Source organism: Staphylococcus pettenkoferi (assembly GCF_002902685.1).
Lineage (GTDB): Bacteria > Bacillota > Bacilli > Staphylococcales > Staphylococcaceae > Staphylococcus > Staphylococcus pettenkoferi.
On the sequence record NZ_PPRN01000003.1, the window covers coordinates 23,913 to 45,184 of the forward strand.

24 protein-coding genes are annotated in these 21,272 nt (G+C 39.8%); 8 read left to right on the top strand and 16 right to left on the bottom strand.

What is annotated here, in order from left to right:
• Window positions 1-196: 196 nt before the first annotated feature.
• The 4 genes from CD126_RS00740 to CD126_RS00755 all read right to left on the bottom strand — a co-directional run bounded on the left by CD126_RS00740 (window position 197) and on the right by CD126_RS00755 (window position 3,189).
• Window positions 197-1,684 carry an APC family permease gene (locus CD126_RS00740; protein ID WP_103369885.1) on the bottom strand — a complete coding sequence of 496 codons (1,488 nt, stop codon included), beginning with the start codon at window positions 1,682-1,684 and terminating at the stop codon, window positions 197-199.
• A gap of 70 nt (window positions 1,685-1,754) precedes the next feature.
• Window positions 1,755-2,117, bottom strand: a complete 363-nt coding sequence (locus tag CD126_RS00745) for a DUF423 domain-containing protein (RefSeq protein WP_040806816.1) — start codon at window positions 2,115-2,117, stop codon at window positions 1,755-1,757.
• Window positions 2,118-2,141: 24 nt separating this feature from the next.
• Window positions 2,142-2,528, bottom strand: a complete 387-nt coding sequence (locus tag CD126_RS00750) for a DUF5327 family protein (RefSeq protein ID WP_049405957.1) — start codon at window positions 2,526-2,528, stop codon at window positions 2,142-2,144.
• Window positions 2,529-2,535: 7 nt separating this feature from the next.
• A complete protein-coding gene (locus tag CD126_RS00755) occupies window positions 2,536-3,189 on the bottom strand; it encodes a uracil-DNA glycosylase (RefSeq protein WP_049405955.1) in 654 nt (217 codons plus the stop codon).
• A gap of 176 nt (window positions 3,190-3,365) precedes the next feature.
• Here CD126_RS00755 and thiD point away from each other — a divergent pair, with 176 nt between their 5' ends.
• Both thiD and vraX read left to right on the top strand, forming a co-directional pair.
• The gene (thiD, locus tag CD126_RS00760) at window positions 3,366-4,196 is read left to right on the top strand and encodes a bifunctional hydroxymethylpyrimidine kinase/phosphomethylpyrimidine kinase (protein WP_049405953.1); all 831 of its coding nucleotides are present in this window, start codon (window positions 3,366-3,368) and stop codon (window positions 4,194-4,196) included.
• Window positions 4,197-4,438: 242 nt separating this feature from the next.
• On the top strand, window positions 4,439-4,612 hold the full coding sequence (gene vraX, locus CD126_RS12065) for a C1q-binding complement inhibitor VraX (protein WP_040806787.1): 174 nt from the start codon (window positions 4,439-4,441) through the stop codon (window positions 4,610-4,612).
• Between the two features lie 419 nt (window positions 4,613-5,031).
• Here vraX and CD126_RS00765 read toward each other — a convergent pair whose 3' ends face one another.
• The 7 genes from CD126_RS00765 to hxlA all read right to left on the bottom strand — a co-directional run bounded on the left by CD126_RS00765 (window position 5,032) and on the right by hxlA (window position 11,306).
• Window positions 5,032-6,429, bottom strand: coding sequence for an MFS transporter (locus tag CD126_RS00765; protein WP_103369886.1), 1,398 nt, complete (start codon window positions 6,427-6,429; stop codon window positions 5,032-5,034).
• 190 nt (window positions 6,430-6,619) lie between these two features.
• Window positions 6,620-6,883, bottom strand: a complete 264-nt coding sequence (locus CD126_RS00770; protein WP_049405948.1) for a hypothetical protein — start codon at window positions 6,881-6,883, stop codon at window positions 6,620-6,622.
• Window positions 6,880-7,263 (bottom strand): hypothetical protein, encoded by a 384-nt coding sequence (locus CD126_RS00775; RefSeq protein WP_049405947.1) that lies wholly within the window; start codon window positions 7,261-7,263, stop codon window positions 6,880-6,882. Before CD126_RS00775 ends, CD126_RS00770 begins: the two co-directional genes overlap by 4 nt.
• Window positions 7,235-8,377 carry a thiolase family protein gene (locus tag CD126_RS00780; protein WP_049405945.1) on the bottom strand — a complete coding sequence of 381 codons (1,143 nt, stop codon included), beginning with the start codon at window positions 8,375-8,377 and terminating at the stop codon, window positions 7,235-7,237. Before CD126_RS00780 ends, CD126_RS00775 begins: the two co-directional genes overlap by 29 nt.
• Window positions 8,374-9,750, bottom strand: coding sequence for an AMP-binding protein (locus CD126_RS00785; protein ID WP_049405944.1), 1,377 nt, complete (start codon window positions 9,748-9,750; stop codon window positions 8,374-8,376). The genes CD126_RS00780 and CD126_RS00785 overlap by 4 nt, the downstream gene beginning before the upstream one ends.
• 373 nt (window positions 9,751-10,123) lie before the next feature.
• Window positions 10,124-10,672, bottom strand: a complete 549-nt coding sequence (gene hxlB / locus CD126_RS00790; RefSeq protein ID WP_049405942.1) for a 6-phospho-3-hexuloisomerase — start codon at window positions 10,670-10,672, stop codon at window positions 10,124-10,126.
• Between the two features lies 1 nt (window position 10,673).
• Complete coding sequence (gene hxlA / locus CD126_RS00795) at window positions 10,674-11,306, bottom strand: 3-hexulose-6-phosphate synthase (RefSeq protein ID WP_049405941.1); 633 nt, start codon at window positions 11,304-11,306, stop codon at window positions 10,674-10,676.
• A gap of 451 nt (window positions 11,307-11,757) precedes the next feature.
• On the opposite strand from hxlA, the gene CD126_RS00800 reads away from it, so the two are divergent.
• From CD126_RS00800 to CD126_RS00815, 4 genes are all read left to right on the top strand, one after another.
• Window positions 11,758-12,117, top strand: coding sequence for a YojF family protein (locus CD126_RS00800; protein WP_040806807.1), 360 nt, complete (start codon window positions 11,758-11,760; stop codon window positions 12,115-12,117).
• An 11-nt stretch (window positions 12,118-12,128) separates the two neighbouring features.
• Window positions 12,129-12,794: a bacillithiol biosynthesis deacetylase BshB2 gene (gene bshB2 / locus CD126_RS00805; protein WP_103369887.1), complete on the top strand. Its 666-nt coding sequence runs from the start codon at window positions 12,129-12,131 to the stop codon at window positions 12,792-12,794.
• A gap of 15 nt (window positions 12,795-12,809) precedes the next feature.
• Entirely contained in the window at window positions 12,810-13,688 is an 879-nt protein-coding gene (gene folE2, locus CD126_RS00810; protein ID WP_049405939.1) for a GTP cyclohydrolase FolE2, read from the top strand.
• Between the two features lie 977 nt (window positions 13,689-14,665).
• Window positions 14,666-15,004: a transcriptional regulator, SarA/Rot family gene (locus CD126_RS00815; protein ID WP_040806096.1), complete on the top strand. Its 339-nt coding sequence runs from the start codon at window positions 14,666-14,668 to the stop codon at window positions 15,002-15,004.
• Window positions 15,005-15,188: 184 nt separating this feature from the next.
• Here the strand turns inward: CD126_RS00815 and CD126_RS00820 are convergent, their stop codons facing one another.
• The 3 genes from CD126_RS00820 to tadA all read right to left on the bottom strand — a co-directional run bounded on the left by CD126_RS00820 (window position 15,189) and on the right by tadA (window position 17,247).
• Complete coding sequence (locus CD126_RS00820; RefSeq protein WP_049405936.1) at window positions 15,189-15,755, bottom strand: NADPH-dependent FMN reductase; 567 nt, start codon at window positions 15,753-15,755, stop codon at window positions 15,189-15,191.
• A gap of 16 nt (window positions 15,756-15,771) precedes the next feature.
• The gene (locus tag CD126_RS00825) at window positions 15,772-16,644 is read right to left on the bottom strand and encodes a Cof-type HAD-IIB family hydrolase (protein ID WP_002471175.1); all 873 of its coding nucleotides are present in this window, start codon (window positions 16,642-16,644) and stop codon (window positions 15,772-15,774) included.
• Between the two features lie 108 nt (window positions 16,645-16,752).
• Complete coding sequence (gene tadA / locus CD126_RS00830) at window positions 16,753-17,247, bottom strand: tRNA adenosine(34) deaminase TadA (RefSeq protein ID WP_049405933.1); 495 nt, start codon at window positions 17,245-17,247, stop codon at window positions 16,753-16,755.
• Window positions 17,248-17,311: 64 nt separating this feature from the next.
• Between tadA and CD126_RS00835 the strand changes: the two genes are divergently transcribed.
• Both CD126_RS00835 and CD126_RS00840 read left to right on the top strand, forming a co-directional pair.
• Window positions 17,312-17,923 (top strand): deoxynucleoside kinase, encoded by a 612-nt coding sequence (locus CD126_RS00835; RefSeq protein WP_049405931.1) that lies wholly within the window; start codon window positions 17,312-17,314, stop codon window positions 17,921-17,923.
• Complete coding sequence (locus CD126_RS00840) at window positions 17,923-18,585, top strand: deoxynucleoside kinase (protein ID WP_049405929.1); 663 nt, start codon at window positions 17,923-17,925, stop codon at window positions 18,583-18,585. Before CD126_RS00835 ends, CD126_RS00840 begins: the two co-directional genes overlap by 1 nt.
• 146 nt (window positions 18,586-18,731) lie before the next feature.
• On the opposite strand, the gene CD126_RS00845 is transcribed toward CD126_RS00840, so the two are convergent.
• Window positions 18,732-18,971 carry a hypothetical protein gene (locus tag CD126_RS00845; protein ID WP_002471184.1) on the bottom strand — a complete coding sequence of 80 codons (240 nt, stop codon included), beginning with the start codon at window positions 18,969-18,971 and terminating at the stop codon, window positions 18,732-18,734.
• A 171-nt stretch (window positions 18,972-19,142) separates the two neighbouring features.
• Complete coding sequence (locus CD126_RS00850; RefSeq protein WP_103369888.1) at window positions 19,143-21,176, bottom strand: helix-turn-helix transcriptional regulator; 2,034 nt, start codon at window positions 21,174-21,176, stop codon at window positions 19,143-19,145.
• Window positions 21,177-21,272 lie beyond the last annotated feature (96 nt).

Here is a 21,272-nt window from a genome sequence, read left to right on the forward strand (position 1 = left end):
TTCATCAGCTTAAATGATGGAGTGGCATTTTCTTATGTATAATACCCAACATTAAATTGATCACTTATACATGCTTGTTCCTTATTAGGTCTTCAGATTTTTCATACCTCTTTCATTACCTATATCAATTTTTAGAATGTATAAGAAAAACGCCAACCTCATTCGTTGGAGGTTGACGCTTCAATTGCTTAGTTGTCTACTTATTTGTACGATTGGTACTATTTTCATCTACTAAATCAGCAATGTCATCTTCACTTCTATTCAAAATTAAACGACTTAACTCATCATTATCAATACGTCTCAACTTCGGTAAGCGGATAAAGAAGAAGATGAGACCTAACACTAACCAAGCCGCTAATGCGATGTAAGAAGGTACAGAGAGTGACGCTGGTGAGCCTGGAATTAATAACAGGCACAAGAAGATAAATGAAATCACTGAACCGATAATCGCAAATGTCTTGTAAACCGGTGCGTATGTCTTACTTGTTTGGTCGTAACTGAACAGACGAACTGCTGATAGACAAGTGACAAAGTAGGCGATAGATACGCCAGTAGATGACATATCAACAATCCATTGTAATGCGGTACGACCGAGCCATGGCGCAATGAGCGTCATCGCAACTAAGAAGATGACAGCTACATATGGCGTCTTGTACTTCGGATGAAGTTTACTGAAGACCGTAGGCATAATACCTGAACGTCCCATTGAGAATAAGAGACGACTTGAGCTCATTAAGAAACCGTTTAAGCCGGTAAAAATACCCATAATAATCGCGATAGATAGAATCGCTAAACCGACATAACCAAAGGCTTCTTGAGTTTCAGCACCTGTCACCCATAGCTGACCATTCACACCGTTATTTGATGTTGTGAGCCAACCTGTGAAGAAGAGCATCACAACGTATGTTAAAGCAGCTGCGATTAAGCTGAATGAAATAAGTTTGAATGATTTATTAGGTGAAAAGTTAAACTCTTCGGCTGTCTGTGGAATATTGTCGAAACCAACGTATGCCCAAGGGGATATCGCCACGATCGACACGATAGACCAGAACCAGCCTTTATGTTCGTTCGCTAAAGGTTTCAACTTCTCTAAAGAGAAGTTGTTACCGAAGAACGAACCAAAGAAGAGTAAGAGCACTGTAACGACGAGCGCAATACAGAAATAATACTGTAAAGAACCTGACACGCTAGCGCCCACGATCGCAATAATCATAAATACAATAAGTAGAACGGAAGCAATAATAATTTCCGTTATGTATACATCCCATCCAGCGATGGTATATAACTTCCCAGTCTGCAATGCACTTGGGAATAAGAACTTAATCAGTAAACTGAATGCAGTTGCGTTGAGAGCTGCTACGCAAATATAGCCAAATGTTAAGAACCAAGATGAGAAGAAACTCACATATCTTCCAAATCCTAAGAAACTAAATGCAAACGCGCCACCAGAAACAGGGAAACGCGATACTAATGCACCATAACTTACCCCTATGAGAATAAGTAATAACGCGCCGATAAAGATACCGATTGATGCTGGGATGGCTCCTGATTGTTTAATCCAGTCACCTGGTAGGATAAAGGCACCCCAACCTATACAAGAACCATAGGCAATGGCCCAAACGAATTTCTCAGATAGGTTTTGCTTTAAATTCCCTCTATCGACTTTTTTATTATTTTCGCTCATAAATTAAACTCACCCCATGAGATGTACTATACCCAAAAGGTGAGTTTTTATAACACAAATCACTATTAATTTATAATTTAAAAGTTGCTATAACTAACATTAGCCAACTTGCAATAAACAAGACACCACCGATAGGCGTAATTGCGCCTAACACGCGAACTTGTGTTAACGCTAAGATATAAAGCGAACCACTAAATAAGATGATTCCAATAAACATGAGCCATCCTGCCCAGTTCACGTTAATATTTGTTGTACCACTAATAATACCGATCGCGAGTAGTCCTAAACCGTGATACATTTGGTACATCGTCGCTTTCTCCCAGACAGACATGTACTTCTCTGACAGTTTCCCTTCAAGCCCGTGTGCACCAAACGCACCTGTTGCTACTGCCATTAATGCGTTTAAAGCACCTAGAATAATAAATACTTTCATCATAACTATTTCACCTCTATAAGTTTAAAAATCAAATATTGAATCACCATTGCCGATTTCATCATCGGTAACCATCTTATTCGATGGCAAATCACTGCTTTGACTTTGTTGCATCGACGCAGGCACCTTTCCACCCATCGCTTTAATCTCATCTACCGTTACATCTTGTTGTGAAGAGCAAGATGACTTCGTAGATTGAGAAGGATAGCTAGAAACGCTATATTGTGTCTGATTCACTTCTGGATAGTGTTGACGTGAAGTAGATGCGTTCTGTGTGCCTTGCTGTTCGACATACAACGAAGTGAGTGTATGTATGGCGTACAAATGCTTTTCAAATGCTGCATCACTCGTTGCTTCATCCGCTTGCACTAACTCACTTTCTATCAATTGAATGAGTTTGTCTTTATTCATTCTTAAATCACTCACCTTCACACCAATTTACAGGTTCAATACCGTGTTCTTCTAAATACGCATTCGCTTGGGAATACGGCTTAGAACCAAAGAAACCGCGATACGCAGACAATGGACTTGGGTGTACCGACTTAATAATATGGTGTTTTGACGTATCGATTAACTTGATCTTCTGCTGAGCAGGTTTGCCCCACAGAATAAACACGACATGCTCTAAATTGTCAGACACGGCTTGAATGACTTCATCCGTAAACGTTTCCCAACCGATATCGCGATGTGAATGTGCTTCACCTTTTCGTACAGTCAACACGGTGTTCAATAACAATACACCTTCTCTTGCCCAGTCCTGTAGGTGTGGAGAACGTCTGACACAACCAATATCATCCTGCAATTCTTTATACATATTGCGTAATGACGGCGGAAACTTAGCGTTAGGCTGCACAGAGAACGCTAAACCATGCGCTTGATTCGGACCGTGATATGGATCTTGTCCCAGTATTACTACTTTAACCTTATTAAAGGGTGTTAAATCAAAGGCTTGATAGATATTCTCTCTATCTGGATAAACAATTTGCGTCGTATATTCTTTTTCTAAGAAATCATGCATCGCTTTGAAATCATGTCGCGATGTGATGTCGTGAAAGATATCTGCCCATTCCATTCTTCTTATCACCTCACCGTTTATCGTAACACATCCACCTGTCTAGCGTTACTTAGAAATTGTGATGCATGCTTATATTTTTACTATTAAGGATAAAAGCTCTAGAAAGCACGTCGATGTTGAGCTGTTTGGAAACGTGGTAAAATAAAAGTAAAGACATTTAGGGAGTGAAGATAATGGCACTTAAGAAAACATTAACAATCGCTGGCTCTGATACGAGTGCTGGCGCAGGAATGCAAGCGGACTTAAAAACATTCCAAGAACTCGATACGTATGGCATGGTCGCATTAACTTCTATCGTTACGATGGACAAAGAAACATGGTCTCATGATGTGACACCTATTCCATTCGACGTCTTCGAGAAACAATTAGAAACAGCGATCTCTATCGGACCAGATGCAGTGAAGACCGGTATGTTAGGTACGCAAGAAGTCATCAAGCGTGCTGGCGAAGCGTTTGAAGAATCTGGTGCAGATTACTTTGTAGTAGACCCAGTAATGGTTTGTAAAGGGGAGAACGAGGTGCTTAACCCAGGCAATACAGATGCGATGATTGAACATCTCTTACCGAAAGCAACAATTACTACACCTAACTTGTTTGAAGCGGGTCAATTAGCTGGTCTTGGCACGTTGAAATCAATTGAAGATATGAAACGTGCTGCTGAAATTATCCATGACAAAGGCGCGCAACATGTCATCATTAAAGGTGGTAAAGCGTTAGACCAAGATAAGTCATACGACCTTTATTATGATGGCGACAAATTCTATCAATTAACGACAGACATGTTCCAACAAAGCTATAACCACGGCGCAGGATGCACATTTGCGGCAGCGACAACAGCATATCTCGCAAATGGTAAAAATCCTAAAGATGCTGTAATTGCTGCGAAAGCTTTCGTTGCTTCTGCGATTAAAAATGGTTGGAAGATGAACGACTTCGTTGGTCCAGTAGACCACGGTGCATACAACCGTATTGAACACATCGATGTAGATGTGCAAGAAGTGTAAGCTATCTTACAAAACACTTTGATATAAGTTAAATGCACAGGAGATAAGGCTACGAAATGAGATAAGTTTCTAGTCTTGTCTTCTTTTTCGTTACTTAAACCCCCCTCCATCACTTGATATATAAGGGATTTTTACTCTCGTACGAAAGGCGTAGTTAAAGTTGATACTACAGACTCATGTGTTACATAGACATATCCTTTATAGTGTTAAGTGTAGAGAGAGAAAGGAGGTCATGAAACAACATGATAATCTACAATAAGATAGTTGAAAATGGCAAGCCAATCTACGAAATCATAACCAAAACCTTTAATACAATTTCAGTTAAATGTGATGAAACCTTAACTTCCAATGATATATACAAATTACTCTCTCTACTAGAAAATGACGTAGATCAAATGGCAAATCACTGTTCCTAGTCATTTTCACCTCAAAACCGAAAAAATAATTTACGTAAGATACACAATTTTTGACACAAAGAACATTGAATTACTCCCTTTTTGTAAACAGAAGTATGATTTTTCGTATCGACATGTCATCTCATTGCCCCCTTCAATGAGTGACCCCTGTTGATACATCCATCCCTATAACCCTTTAGCACTTATATTAGACGAAGTTTGTCCCACTTCGACTGTTTGGAGAGCAACTCGAAACACTTCTAATATAAGTGCTATTTTTTTACCCTCTCACTTATATACACGTCGTTCCCGCCGGAATTACTTCTTTTTTCTTAAAATTTTTTCTCAATCACGTCAGTACTTTTACTACATAAGTAAAAAGAGAAGAACGACAACACGTGAATGTCATCATTCTTCTCTCATAACATCATCTTAAATAATTAAATACGTTGTTCTTTCTTCCACCATAAGGCTTTCTCTGGATATTTCACGTAATAATCATGATCTCTCTTATTGTCCACGTTTGGATATGAACCTTTGAGAGATTTTCCTGCCGTACTTACATGTAAGAAAGTGATCACTACGATACCAATCACGCTGATCGCAACTAAGTAGTAGGCTGGCATAAACACATTACCTGTCTTCGCAACTAATGCTGAGGCTACTAAAGGCGTAGTACCGCCAAATAGAGACACAGATACGTTGAAGGTAACTGCTAACGTACGGTAACGCACATTAGTGTAGAACATTGACGGTAATGATGCCGGCATCGTTGCTTCGTAAGTCGATAGGAAGAAGCCGAGCATAAACACGCCAAGAACAATCAATGGGATTGAGCGTGTTTGGAATAGCGTAAATGCGATAACACTAAAGATCGCTGTTCCGATTAATCCGATGAGAAAGACTTTCTTCTCACCAATCTTGTCAGTTAAGCGACCAAACATGAGTGCTAAGACAATCATGAAGGCCATGACAGCTACTGAAATAGAAGAAACTGTAGTTGGGTTAATCTTAATGATCTCTTCTAAATATGTTGGTAAGTAAGCTGTGATCATGTAGTTCGTTACGTTAAAGAACATAACTGCCACGAGACAAACTAAGATATTCTTCCAATAATAACGAATAATCTTGAAAAAATGAATCTTCTCTTCTTTCGGTTTTGTCGCCAATTGATTCTCGTAAACAGGTGATTCCTCTAAACGACGACGTAAATATAGACCGAACAAACCAAGTAGTAAACCACAGAAGAACGGGATTCTCCAGCCCCAAGTATTCATCTGCTCAGTAGTTAATGACGCTGTAAGGACTGCGATTAATATGGAAGCTGCGATATAACCAGCCAATGTACCAATTTCCAAACCACAACCTAAGCGGTTACGTTTCTTGTCTGGAGCAGTTTCAGCAATATAGGACATTGCACCTGCATATTCACCGCCAGTTGAGAAACCTTGAATCGTACGTCCAATAAGTAATAAAATTGGCGCCCATACACCGATTTGGTCATAGGTAGGTAATAGGCCAATCAGTAATGTTGAGAACGCCATATGTATAATCGTGGACGTCAGCACGACTTTACGTCCAAACTTATCACCTAATATTCCAAAGACGATGCCACCTACAGGACGTAATAGAAATGCGATGGCCATTGTGGCATAGGTGTAAATCAATTGCATTTGTGACGGAAGTTGCGTATAGAAGTTATGCCCAATCACTCCTGCTAAATACGCGAACAGTCCAAAGTCAAACCATTCCATGGCATTACCGATGCCGGTCGCAAATACTGCTTTCTTCGCTTTCTTTGCATTAACATAATTAATTTGTTTTGAATCAAATTCCATCTTTTCAATTTCTCCCCCTTTGTTATGCTTAACTATTATAGCGGAGTAAAATATTTTGTAAAACTTAAATCGAAAAGTGGTATATTGAATCATCATCTTAAATTTTTATTCAAAAATAGCGATTCAAAACAATCTATGTAACAATTTTTAACCTACTGCAAGGTTTTCGTTTTTTCATTTTCACTAATTGTTAATTCTTGCAAATTTGAATTGTCACTTCTTGTGATTGATTCAAAATGTGAATGGTCTGAGCGTCAGTATTTTGGATTGTCAACGTTTCACCTATCATGACACTTTTACAATAGTTAATTGTAAAATTCGACCACGTCACCCCGAGCGTCGCCATACAGCGCTCGACGATGAATTGCCCTGGCACGATGCTCGAATGAAGCGGGTTCTCGTCTCCAACCATGCTCAAGTAACGTTCAACTTCACCACGAGAAAATTGCATCATTCTCTCACCTCTTTTACAAATGTCTGCTGAATCGTTACAGCTAGTTGACCATCCTCGTAAAGCACCAACTGCAACTGATATTTCGTAAAATGACGAATTTGACGTACATTTAATACGCGCAGTTCAGCCAAATAGCGGCGCTGAACCTCCAAAGTCAAATTCTGTTCCACATTCGTCTCTCGAAGCTTCAGTTCTTGGCCATTAATAGCTTGAAATAAATCAAATTCTGGCCAAAGTCGCGCACAATAAAGGACGGGCACACTGCACGACCCGTCATCGACATCGCCTATTAACATTCGGTAACGCTCAACTTCTTCTTCATCAAAATGCACCCACTGCTGCTCTACATCTTCAGATCCAAGGTCGGAATAAGATGGCATTGCCCATACCTCCTCCTACGCCCATAGTCGCTAAAGTTAGACCGTCGCATTTCATACTGAACAATCGCGTCACAAGCGCCGCACCACTTGCACCATAAGGGTGTCCTGTCGCAATCGCACCGCCCCAACGATTGAGTTGCGTTGCAGAAATTCCGAGTTCTCTTTGACAGGCAAGCACTTGAGAAGCAAAGGCTTCATTCAATTCAACTGTTTCGATATCACCCATGCGTGTTCGATTCCGCTCAAGTAACGTTTCCACTGCCGGAATAGGTCCAATACCTAATAAGGTTGGATCAACACCTTGCGTTAAACCATCCACAAATTGTAGTCCGTGATTGTAACCTAATGCTCGTGCAGTACGTGCTTCCATCACAAGCAACACTACAGCCCCGTCATTTTTCATGCAGCAGTTACCTGCAGTGACCGTTCCGCTCGAAATGAGTGGTTTCATGCGTGATAACAACTTCTTACGCAGTCTCGGTTTCACGCTTTCATCTCTTTCTACACGCTGACCTTTGACCGTTAAAGGTAACATTTCGTTCGCTAAGTGTCCTCGCTCAATCGCTCGTAATGTGCGTTGATGGCTCTGATAAGCAAAATCATCTTGGGCTTCCCGTGAAATGTCATAACGCTGAGCTACATTCTCGGCCGCTTCAATCATCGACGGATCTTGACCTTCAGGCGCAAATGACGCGCGTTCATAAATGTCTGGCATCGCTGTATCATAAACCGATTGCGGGCGTTTAATCTTCCACGGTGCTCTACTCGTACTTTCAACACCTCCAGCAAGATAAATTTGACCTGCGCCCGCTTGAATCATTCGACAAGCATACATGATAGATTCCAATCCTGAACCACATTGACGATCTAAAGTAAGCCCAGGAATTGTTTCCGACAATCCTGCTTCAAGCAACGATTTACGCGCAATATTTCCTCCATTGCCGACGACGTTACCGAGTATCACATCATCAGTGCGATATTTTAATTCTGGACATTGTTCACTCAAATGTAGTAACAAAGGTTTTAATAACATCTCAGGTTCTAAAGACCGAAGCGCACCGCCATACTTTCCAAACGGCGTACGCTTGGCCGCTACAATTACTGGTGTATTCATCTCTTTAACCGTCCTTCCTCATAAGCTTGCGCCATCCGTTTGCGAGCAATTTTACCACTGGCCGTATACTTCATCTCAGCCACTCTCAACAGTTTAGACGGAATTTGATAACGTGCACATCTTTCTTTCATAAAATGTCGAAACTCGCGATAAGTCAACGTTCGCTCTCCGACATACAACATCACAGCAATTTGACCGAATTGCGCATGTGATTCGCCTATCACTAACACTTCAGAAATATCAGGATGTGTCAGCGCTTGCGCCTCAATTTCAGAAGGATAGACGTTGCGTCCACCAATTATTAGTCGGTCCGCTTGGCGTCCATGAAGATAGAGATGATGTACCTCATCAAGCGAGGCGTAATCCCCAATGGGTATCCATGTTGACTGCGCCGCTATCGGATGACCCACATAGCCACTAAAGGTCATATCGCTCCGCACGAAGAGTTGACCAATTCCCGCTTCGTCCTGCACTCTCAATTCCACTTGAACATTCGGGAAACACCGCCCTACAGAACGCACTGGCGCTTGTTGATTGTAGTTGTAGCTAATGAAACTCGCTTCTGACGTACCGAAGAATTCAATAATATTAGCACCTTGAAAGCGCGCTTTAATTTGTTCAAAGATTTCTGCTGGCAACTTATCTCCTGTGGTAAAAATATCTACGCAATCATCCGCGATAAAGTCAGCATGCAAACTATAGCGCAACATCGTCGGCACTAAGAACAATGCCGCGGGTGCTTTTACTTCTGCAATACTCTGCATCATCTTAGTAGGTTCGAAGTGATTCATACCGATAAACGTACGACCACTATAAAGTGCGTAAATACAAGCATAAAGGGATAGTGAATGGGATAACGGTCCAGGTGCCACAATGGCTTGAACTTCAGGAGATAACAGTCGCTCATTCTCTCGATAAGATGCGAGCCATGAAGCTTCATTACGATAATAAGCTTTAGGTAATCCTGTAGTACCTGAAGTAAAGCCAATATGTAGTAAACTTTCTATCCTATGATGTTCATCGCCCTCGCTGTATGCTGATAAACTTGTGGGCTGTACCTCACGGTCACTCTGTATAATCGCCTCAATCTCATAGCGTTGGCGTATTTGTTGAAGTTGCGTTTCAGACCATTTGGGATCAATCACACATGGAACTGCCTCACACTGAAGGAGCGCCAAATAGTAAATGAGTGTTTGATCTTGATCGTGAAACCCTACTGCCACCTTAGTTTGAGGCGTAATTGAAAGCTGTTCCGCATAGCTTTCAATGAGATCTTGTAGTTCCCCGTATGTGTAGCATTGATCCTCAAATTGTAACGCTAGACGTTTCGGAAATCGCTCGCTATATACTTGAATCTTCTTCAGAATTTCCATATTCGCACCTCTTATCGTTAACTTATCACCTTATTATATTAACATTCCTGCACTATACTCGAATATTTTTGCACTATGTCATGTTTATTTTACTCATTTTAAACGTTGAGTTATCCGTTATTTCACATCGCAAGTGGTAGCACAGGGGCACTGCTTCCCAATTTTGCAGTCGAATTTGAGTTAACGTGTAACGAATGTTCCACACTCACCCTATATTTTTGAAAAAGTGGTGATGCAGCCCATTTTCACTACAAAATGTAAAACGCAAGCTCACCCCCATTTCACCTCAGCCATTCCTCAAAATCACAAAAAAGTACCAACGCATAAGCTCATTACTTACCGCGTTGGCACTTTCAAATCATCATTTATATTATTATTCTAAATTAGCGTGATTCTGTTGCATCGTTTCTTCACTTACATCAAGTTCTTTCATCAAGTCAAGAACGAGACTATCTAACAGAATTTGAGATGCCTGTTCGAATAAGCTGCCTAAAGGTTGCGCTGAACCTTCTGCATCATGTTTCGTACCTGCTGGCAACTCAATCACTGTATTCGCTAATTCACCGATTGGAGATTCCGGTTTCGTACTGAGTAAGACAACTTGGGCACCTACAGATTTCGCTTTATCTGCAAGTAAACGTAGATGCTCAGTTGAACCTGAACCAGAAATCACGATGAATAAATCGCCTTCGTGAATAGAAGGTGTCGTTGATTCACCAATCACGTGCGCATTTTTACCAAGTTGGTTTAAACGCATCGCAAAGCTATTCGCTACAAATCCTGAACGACCCTTGCCTGCTACAAAGACATGTTCCGCATTGAGCACCTCTTGCACGAATGCTTGTGCTTGCTCCACTTCCACATGCGCAAGTGTGCTATCTAATTCGTCAAGCACGAGACGATAGTTCGTTAACTCAGCCATCTTATTTACCTTCAATCGCTGCTTTACATTGTTTAGCTGCTTCAACTGGGTCGTCAGCGTTTGCGATACCGCCACCTACGATAACTAGGTCTGGTGATTCAGCAGCAACTTCTTCGATTGTCTCTGGTTTAATACCGCCAGCGATAGCAATCTTAGAGTTCTTGATTACGCCTTTCACTTTGCGTAAGCTGTCGAGTGGTGATACACCTTGTGCTTGTAAGTCATAACCAGTGTGTACTGCGATGTAGTCCGCACCCATTTCGTCTAATTCTTTCGCACGTTGTTCTAAGTCTTGTACTGCAATCATGTCAACGAGTAATTCTTTGCCATGTTTGTGTGCTTCTTCGACAGCCGCTTTGATAGATGCATCTTCAGCCACACCTAAGATAGTTACGACGTCAGCGCCAAATTTCACAGCTTGGCTCACTTCGTAGTCTGCTGCGTCCATGATTTTCAAGTCAGCTAATACTTTAACGCCGTCGATGTTTTCGTCCATGTGTTGAACTGATGGTAAACCTTCATTGATGACGATAGGTGTACCAATTTCTACGATATCTACGTAGTCTTTCACTTTATTTGCTAATTCTGCTGCTTGTTCTTTATTTAATAAATCAATTGCTAATTGTAATTCCAATGAGAACATCCTTTCTTTATCTGCTTTTCATAAAATGCGTGTTCCTTTTTATTACTTAGCATCTTCTTATTTCGAGATTATCTTGCATTATGTTACTACCCTCGTCCTCTCATTTTAAAACGAAGGGACAAGGAACACTTACTCACACCTTAACATAAATGATCGAGCATTTTTATCAATATATTCTGAATCTCAATCACTGTGTCACGCTAACTCGGGTAAATCATCACTTTCTTGAGCATAGATATACATTTCTGAGTCTTTTTCTAGTAAAATAGAAAGATAATGAGTCTAATACGTGGTTGAGAAAGTTAATTCAGTGAAACACTTCAATGAAACTCAACCCGTTAATATTGCCAATATCATTTTAACTGTAGCGTGGTGCTCACCTAAGACGGAAATGTGGAGCACGGCTACGGAAGTGGATATAGACCGATTGGAGGAAGAATCGTTGGAACCGATTGATGCAGAACACGTACAATCAATACTCTCATCCTATGCGAATACGCCAGTTTATTTGCATGTTGAAACAACGAATGGGGCATACGCTAACCATTTCGATCAACGCGTATTTAATGCCGGGGCTTTCTTAAGAAATATTCAACTCTCATTCGAACATGCACAACTCAAAGGTGGCCACAAAGATCCTTTCCGTGTCGGTCTCAAACTCAAAGAGAACGGTTGGGTCTATGTACAGGGACTAACACATTACGAAATCAATGAGGATGGCGAATTCTTAATCGCTGGGTTTAACTACGAGGGGCAGCTCGCAGCGACTTTAGAAATCAGCAAACATCCATTTAAAGCTTAAGGAGGAATACTATGCCAGAGGAGACACATGTGCTCGTCATCTTTCCACATCCTGATGACGAAACCTTTTCATCAGCTGGTACGCTCGCACGTTACATTGACCAAGGCGTACCTGTCACTTATGCCTGCTTAACCACAGGTCAGATGGCACGAAATTTGGGTAATCCGCCTTTTGCGACACGCGAGTCACTCTCTACGATACGTGAACGTGAACTTGAAGCAGCTGCAGAAGCCATAGGGATTACTGATTTGCGTAAAATGGGACTGCGTGACAAGACAGTTGAATTTGAACCACACGACGAGATGGACGCGATGGTTCAATCACTCATCGATGAATGCCAACCATCTGTCATCATTTCATTCTACCCACAATTTGCTGTGCATCCAGACCACGAAGCGACAGCAGAAGCCGTCGTTCGCACAGTAGGTCGCATGCCGGCAAACGAAAGACCACGCTTACAACTTGTTGCTTTTAGTAATGATGCACCTGAGAAGTTAGGTGACCCTGACATTCTCAATGAGATCAGTGATTATAAAGAGGTTAAACTTCGCGCATTCAAAGCCCACGCTTCTCAAATGGGGCCTTTCTTAGAAGACCTTGCTAGCCCTGAAGTTGGCGGAGAAGTTCAAGGCTTTCTCGAAGTCGAACCTTATTGGATTTATAACTTTGAATCTTAAAGTGGAGGCTATAGCATGAGTGAATTTGATTTATCTACGAGAGAGGGTCGCTGGAAACACTTTGGTTCTGTCGATCCTATTAAAGGTAATAAACCAACGTCTAAAGAGAAGATGACTGACTTACAGAGCACAAATAAAGACTTTCTCTTCGAAATTGAAGAAGTAGGGATTAAAAATTTAATTTATCCAGTCAATATTGATCGTTTTCAAACAGCAGGCAACTTTAGTTTCTCAACAAGTTTGAATCAAGATGAGAAAGGCATCAACATGAGCCGTATACTCGAAAGTGTTGAAAAACACTACAATCACGGTATTGAACTCGACTTTGATGCTTTATATCAAGTATTACGTAGCTTACAAGAAAGTATGAATCAATCATCAGCAGGTGTCGATGTCTCAGGCAAATGGTTCTACGATCGTTACAGCCCTCAAACTGACATCAAAGCTGTGGGACACGCTGATGTCACTTACGGACTTGCGATTAAAGATGACAACGTGACACGTAAAGAACTCACGATTGAAGCTGCAGTAACCACACTTTGCCCTTGTTCTAAAGAAATCAGTGAATACTCCGCGCACAACCAACGCGGTATCGTCACTGTGAAAGCATATATTGATAAAGAAGCAGAATTAAGCGATGATTACAAATCTGTTATCCTAGACGCAATGGAAGCGAATGCAAGTTCTGTCTTGTATCCTATCTTGAAACGTCCAGACGAGAAACGTGTGACAGAACGCGCTTATGAAAATCCTCGTTTCGTCGAAGATTTAATTCGCTTAATCGCGGCAGATTTAGTCGAACTCGATTGGCTCGAAGGCTTCGACATCGAGTGTCGTAACGAAGAATCTATCCATCAACACGATGCATTTGCGAAATTGAAACATCGCAAATAGATTTTTTGAAGCAGTTTCGGCGTTAACAAAGGATTTCTAGAACGAAGATGACAAATTTTAACTATGAAATTCTGAGATTTAATTCAAAAATGTACGATAACAATACGTTAAAGTGATTTTCATTCATAATTGTTGTTAATTTTAAAGTGAATATAGAGATGTACTATTGCTTTCTCAATAACTGTTTACGAAATCAGTTATGTCGAGGGAAGTGGGACGGTGAAATCAAATCGATTTCTCTCTCACTCCCTCTTTTTTATACTATGGACACTTCTTAAATTAATATTTATTAAATCTCTTTTTACTTTAAAGGTGTAGTTTGAATAGAAATCGCATTATCTTGTTAATTTTTAATTAGATCAGTAAAATTTTAACCGATATTTCTTCTTTATCCGCGATGATAATAAATTTTATGTGACACAATGTGAAAATATCGCGTATCGGATTTATTTTATTCATAGTACAATAACAAATATACTGTCATTATAAATTTTAACTAGACTAAATTATATATCACATCGACTGTGATATAACTCAGAAACTGAATGCTTGATAGTGCTATTTTTAGAAATATCCAGGACTACTTAAATACTTATTTCCTATTATCTCTCCGCTTCTAAATATACTTAGCCTTACTACAGAATATCCAACTGCTTGATAAAGAAATACTCCGCAGTCATATCTATCATTCTTATAAGTGCTTAACTATCCGACAACTCAATACTGAATTCAGCTTTCATTAAATTACAGACTTTTCACTCATATGCACAAAGTGATTTTGGGGATCATTTTAGCAGTTAATTCTTTAGAAAATTCTTACTTATTAAAATAATTTTAGTCTCACAATGATTTTATGGTCAAAATGATTAATGACAATATATGAATAATTAATCGCTACTACATACGCCTATCACACGCATAGGCTATACAAATTGGGGAATTGTTTAACATTTTAAATACTATTTGAGGTGAATGAAATGGACATGATCGTTTACGAGGAAAAACGTAATACCATTAAAAAGGAAATCAAAAATATTTTAAAGTTGTCGCTCACTGAGGTCATCTTATTACAAAAAATTCATGAGCTCAACTCTGAAAAATTAGATGTTATCGAGCTAAAAAAGCATTTGCATAACGGCAATGCACCAATTTCAGCACAACTCAATGACTTGATTAAAAAGGGATATTTCAAAAAACAAAGAGATACGAAAGATGAACGCCGCATCTTCTTGTACGATATCAATTTAACTAAAGTAGCAGAGGCACTTGCAGAATATCACAACATCGTTTCACTTATCGTAGATACAGAAATCTAAAACTAACGATGAATGAGCCTCCAACCTAAGGTGACGAGCGTCATCACTTAAATTCAACACTAATCATAAACACTACATGAATAGAAACCGATCCACCCTCGCATTCCCTGTGGATCGGTTTCTATTATTAAATATTTACTTGAACTGAGTTAGAAACTACAAACTCCTACTTACACATCTCACTTTATTTCAAGTGTTCATAAGGACTATTCTTCGCAAAGGACACGATTTGATCGACAAATAAACGCGCACGAAGTTGGAATTCTTCATTCGCAAGATAATACGTACCATCATCAAGCTTGTTATAATCAGAATCATGTGTCGCAATTTGTGTTGGCACTGCAATACCTAATAATGTTCGCACAATCAATCTTAAATGAGAAAGTGGTTCTGCACTCACTATACCTCCACTATTACCTACAAGGCCTACAGGTTTCATCTTGAAGTCATCCATCGTTAAGTGGTCTAACGCGTTTTTCAATATACCAGAGTAAGAACCATGATAGTTTGGACTTCCAAGTACAAAGAAGTCCGCTTCACGTGCTTTCGTCTGTAAATCTTTCATGTTTGCTTTATATGTTTCTGATGGTTCTGAAGCCCCAGAAACATCAAGTTGATGGATTGGACGATCTGCTAAATCAAAGATTTCCACATCAAATTCATGATCTTCAAATTGTCCTTTTAAGTATTTAGCTAAAGCAGCGGTATGTGAACCGACTTTTGCACTTCCTACGATAATTAATCCTTTCATCTATAATCACCTCATATTACTCGTAATTGTGTTCATCTAAATATTTGATAATCGCGTTACCTACGCCATCTTGTTCGTTCGATTCTGTGATATAGTTCGCCACAGCTTTCACTTCATCTGTCGCATTCTCCATCGCCACAGGATAACCTACGCGTGATAGCATTGAAACGTCATTCAAGTTATCACCGATTGCCATGACTTCATCCATATCCACGCCCAGTTTCTCAGCAATGCTTTCTAGTGCAATTCCTTTCTGAGCGTCACTATGCGTAATCTCAATATTACCTCGAGATGAGGACGAAATAGCCAAATGATTCGATTCAGATAAACGCTTACTTACACGATCAATCTTTTCTAAATCACTATCAAACGCGAGTACCTTCATGATCAATTCGCCTGGCACAGACTCAATCTTACTGTAATCTTCTACGACTTTCAGCGAACCGTTGTCAATACGATCTTGAATCGCATGCTTAATCTTCTCAACATCGGCTTGTTGACCCGCGCGTTCAGCAATATCTACGTAAATCTCTAAATCTCGATCAGGATTCTCCGTATAAATCCCTCTATTTGTGTAAATTTGATAATACACATCTTCATTATCGAGTTCAGTTGTAATACGTTGCACTAACTCATGATTGAGATTAGAAGTGCTGATGATGTTAAAGGATTCATCGCGTACTTCTGCCCCGTTCAAACAAATGTAAGGGACCTTTAAACCGCTATGCTCTACAGGTGTGCTCGCTTCATAGAAAGCACGACCAGTCGCAATAATGACAGTGATGCCCAAAGACTGTGCATAGCGAATTGCTTCGGCATTCTTCTCCGATATTTCATGTGATGCATTTAACAAAGTACCATCCATATCTGATGCTATAAGCTTAATCATTCTATCTCTTCGTTCCTCTCTCTTTCAGATTACGCCGTTTATATGATCAAGATGTTAAATAGTTGTCACATTTAAGCAGCATATTCTCATTCTACCATTTAAACGTCGTTATGTATGCTCGTCTGTTCGTATGATTTTCGCTGACTTTTTACGCTGTCTCATCTGACGAAAGAACTGACGCAACAACTCACCGCATTGACTTTCTAGTACACCTGTACGTAGTTCTACACGGTGGTTAAAACGCGGTTCCTGAACTAAATTCATCAGACTTCCAGCACATCCGCCTTTCGGATCGGTAGCGCCATAGACCACAGTCGGAATACGACTCATCACGATAGCACCTGAACACATCACACACGGTTCCAAAGTGATATATAACTGACAATCCTCTAGGCGCCAACTTCCCATGACCTCCGCAGCCCGTGTAATAGCAAGATGTTCGGCATGCGCAGTAGGGTCTTGACTTGATTCACGCAAATTATGCGCACGTGCGATGACTGTATCTTGATAGACGATGACCGCACCTATTGGGACCTCTCCAATACGTTCTGCCTTTTTCGCCTCTTCAATCGCAAGCGTCATATAATATTCATCTAACGTCATCTGTCTGATTCACCTCTGATGTGATAAAATAACTACTGTCTATTTTAGCATTGGAGCGATAAAGATGAAAAAGACTTTTATAGCTATCGAAGGACCCATTGGTGTAGGGAAATCCTCTTTAGCACACAAACTGAGCCAAACTCTTGGTTATCAAGAAGAACAAGAAATCGTTGACGACAATCCTTTCCTCTCAGATTTCTACGATGATATCTCTAAGTGGAGCTTTCAAACTGAAATGTTCTTTCTTTGTAATCGCTACAAACAATTTCAAGACCTCGCCAAGAGCGAGCACAACGTTGTGAGCGATTATCACATTTATAAAAATAAAATCTTTGCGCATAATACGTTAACGGCAACCGAATTTGATAAATTCTCCAGAATCTACGATATACTCACAGAAGATTTAATCATGCCAGATACTGTTATCTTTCTAGATGCAGATCTTTCAGTACTCAAAGCGCGTATTAGACATCGTAATCGTAGTTTCGAAACCCAAATAGAAGATGATTATCTCACTCAGTTGAAAAGTGATTATCGCAGATTCTATACTTCTTTAGAGCAAAATGGCGTCAATGTCATTTATATAGATACAACACATCTCGATTTCGTGAATAATGAAGAAGATTATTCTCACATTTTAAACTTACTTGAACCGATGATTGGAGGCACACATTGATGAATGACTACGGTATTCCTCAAGATGCAGTTATTACGATAGCGGGAACGGTGGGTGTAGGGAAGTCCACACTTACACAAGGCCTAGCTGACCGTTTGAATTTCCGCACTTCTTTCGAGAATGTCGAGCACAATCCCTATCTCGATGATTTCTACAAGGACTTCGAACGTTGGAGCTTTCACCTGCAAATTTATTTCCTAGCAGAACGTTTCAAAGAGCAGAAACGCATGTTTGAATATGGCGGTGGCTTCGTTCAAGACCGCTCAATTTACGAGGACGTCGACATCTTCGCGAAGATGCATGAGGAGCAAGGTACGATGAGCCAAGCGGACTACAACACTTATTCCGAACTCTTTGATGCGATGGTGATGACGCCGTACTTCCCACAACCTGATGTCCTCATCTTCCTCGAGTGTGATTACGATGAGGTGATTGAACGCATTCGTCGTCGCGGTCGCGATATGGAAATCAACACAGACCCTGAGTATTGGAAGAAACTTTACGACCGTTACGAAGCATGGATTGATAACTTCAAGGCATGCCCAGTTGTTCGCGTGAATATTAATGAGTATGATTTATTTGAAGATCCCGCTTCATTAGACCCTGTCATTAAGAAGATTAAACACGTGATTGATACCCATCGCCAAGTTGATCCTCGTTAATCTATGACTTTTAGGTTAGGTAAAAGGAAAGTTCAACATCAACAAGCCCATTTCTATCACCTTTGAATAGAAATGGGCTTGTTTGTATTAATGCGGTAATAAATTGATTAAAAAATACTACCATAATTTATTATTTTCCTACACACTTAACGTCTACTTTTCGCATAATGTGCTGTTACTGCAGCTAAAATTAACGTTAAAATAATATAAATGATAATCGACACAAAGATAATCAACTTATGTGGATTATCCAATGAAAATGGTAGAGGTGAATAACTTACCGTTATCGCTCGTTTCGTAATAAATAAAGCTGCGATCATCTTCAGTGTAGACCAAGCTGAACTCAATGTAATTAAACCTAATATTAATAGAGTAATTCTCTTCATGTAAGTTACCTTCTTTCTGGTGTTTGATGTCTAGTATAGTACTACACTTTACATCATACTATAAGTCTCACCGAAAAAGTGAATATTTTTCGATATTCATCTCTTTTCCATTCTCATAACAACGTGCTTTCAATACGCTCACTCACCTGCTCATTATCCCTATCAAACAAACTACAAATAAATAGTGACTAAGGTCACTGCATTGGCCTTCGCTTTAACCAAATAAGGTTCATGTTGAAAGTCATGATAGTCCACCGTCAGTTTCGGTCTATTGTATTTGTTCAATTTATACTTCAAATGCGTCGGAAGTTGCTGACCTGACGAGATATTATCCGAAATAATGGAGTTTAAGCAGCCTTTTTCTACATCCGTAATCGTCTCCGTAGACACGATATAGCCCTGCTGTTGAGCTGCGTCACTCATATGCAAAGCGTATAACGTTTCATCATAACTAGAAGTAGACGTAGATACCGGAGAAGGATTATACAACAGAATGTTATAAGCATAGTTCTTCTTCGTTAGGATATAATGATCTCCATAGTAACTCGCTGTTTCTCTGAAGTTAGCGAGCATATAACTCATAAATGTATACACCGTCTTCGTCTCGTAATCGTTAAATATGGCCAGATCGCTTTGATTCTCTTGTCGATAAGAGAAATAGACACTCACCCCTGCAAGATGCTGTCTTAATGCGACGACCTTTTTTATATAATTTGCAATCGCATTCACTTTCTCGTGCTTAATCGCTTCTTGATTCAGAAAGATAATACTTTTAGGAAGCTCAATCGAACTGAGGAATTGTTTGAGGTGGTTTAAAAATGCTAAAGATTCCGTTTCAGTAATGATTTGTTTCTTATTTAGGCGTTTTAAATCCAACGTGTAGTAATCTGTCTTCAAGCAAGAAAGTTGTTTTAATTGTTGTTGATGGCCAAAAAGATAGACATCCGTTAAATCAATGGCAGTCAATATTTGAATACCGAATATTTCTGAATTAAATTGCTCGATGGAATCTAAATATTTCAACTTCCAATCTAGCAACAGCAACACTTTGAGTGACTTCAAACTATCTCCTGAAGTCGTCTCAAGCTCTAGAATTCTAAAGTCTCTAATCGTCTCCTCCACGATACGGTACTCCTCTACGCTCTCAATATGCAGAGCGAAAGGTACTTTACTCTTCAACAAACGCTTAATCCCTTGTATCATACGTTGCGCGTTAGGCGCTGTTTGACTAATGTAGACGAAAGCAGATAATCGATGCGCAGTATAATTCTTATACGTATAAATCTGTTCATCCAATATGCCATCCAAGTCGTCAAAGCCACCAATATTAATCAAGTTAAAGTAAGATAAATGGTCGTCATCGATACAATCATCATCTATCACAATACTTTGTTGATGTGTCTGCTTCGCTCTTCGAAACTTCAGATTGTTAATGATTCGCAAATCTTCAATCGCATGCGGAATCTTAAACTGATGCGCTGTCGATTCTTTCATAGTGTACTTTTTAGGTGTCGTATGCATATAGGTCTTAAAATGCGTAATGTATTTCGTCGCGCTCGAATAACCCCAGCGATTCGCTATTTGTTCGACGCTATAGTGTTCAACGACAAGATCTTCTATCGTCTTAGCTACACGTAATGAACTGACATACTCATTAAATTTGATATCTAAATGTCTTTTAAACAAATTGGAGACATAAGACGGTGAAACGTAAAGTTGTTGCCCCAATTCATCTAACGTAATCTTATGATGCAAATTCTCTTTCACATAATTCAATATACGGGTAATTAAATCATTCGAATGTTGATATGTAGGTGTTTCAATTAATGTCAGTCGTTTCATAATCTGACCTACCAACGCATCTATGTCTAACGCTTTCGCTTGATCACGTAAATGATTGAATAAAGTATTTAAATCTGTAATTAATCCCTCTTGGTGCTGGGATTCAATAGTGTAATGAGCATTAAAGACCGATTGTTCTCTTATACTCCAATAGTGACTCGGTATATAGAATATAATAATTCCACTACTGTTCACTTTAAATAACTCTCCCTCGTTGACGACATGGATAGCTAAATTATTCAGCGTTTCTCCCTCAACCTGAATATTTAAACTCCCTTTGATAGCTGTGATAATCATCATACCATCGTAGCATCGCTGAGGTTGTTGCATTGCTTCCGGTAAGTAGTAAATTGACGGAAACACGTCATCCCCTCCACATATTCCCTTAATACAACGACTCCCTTAAAAGTGTTGTGTTCCACTGTTTCAATTATTTTCATCTTAGTGTAGATACCTTAT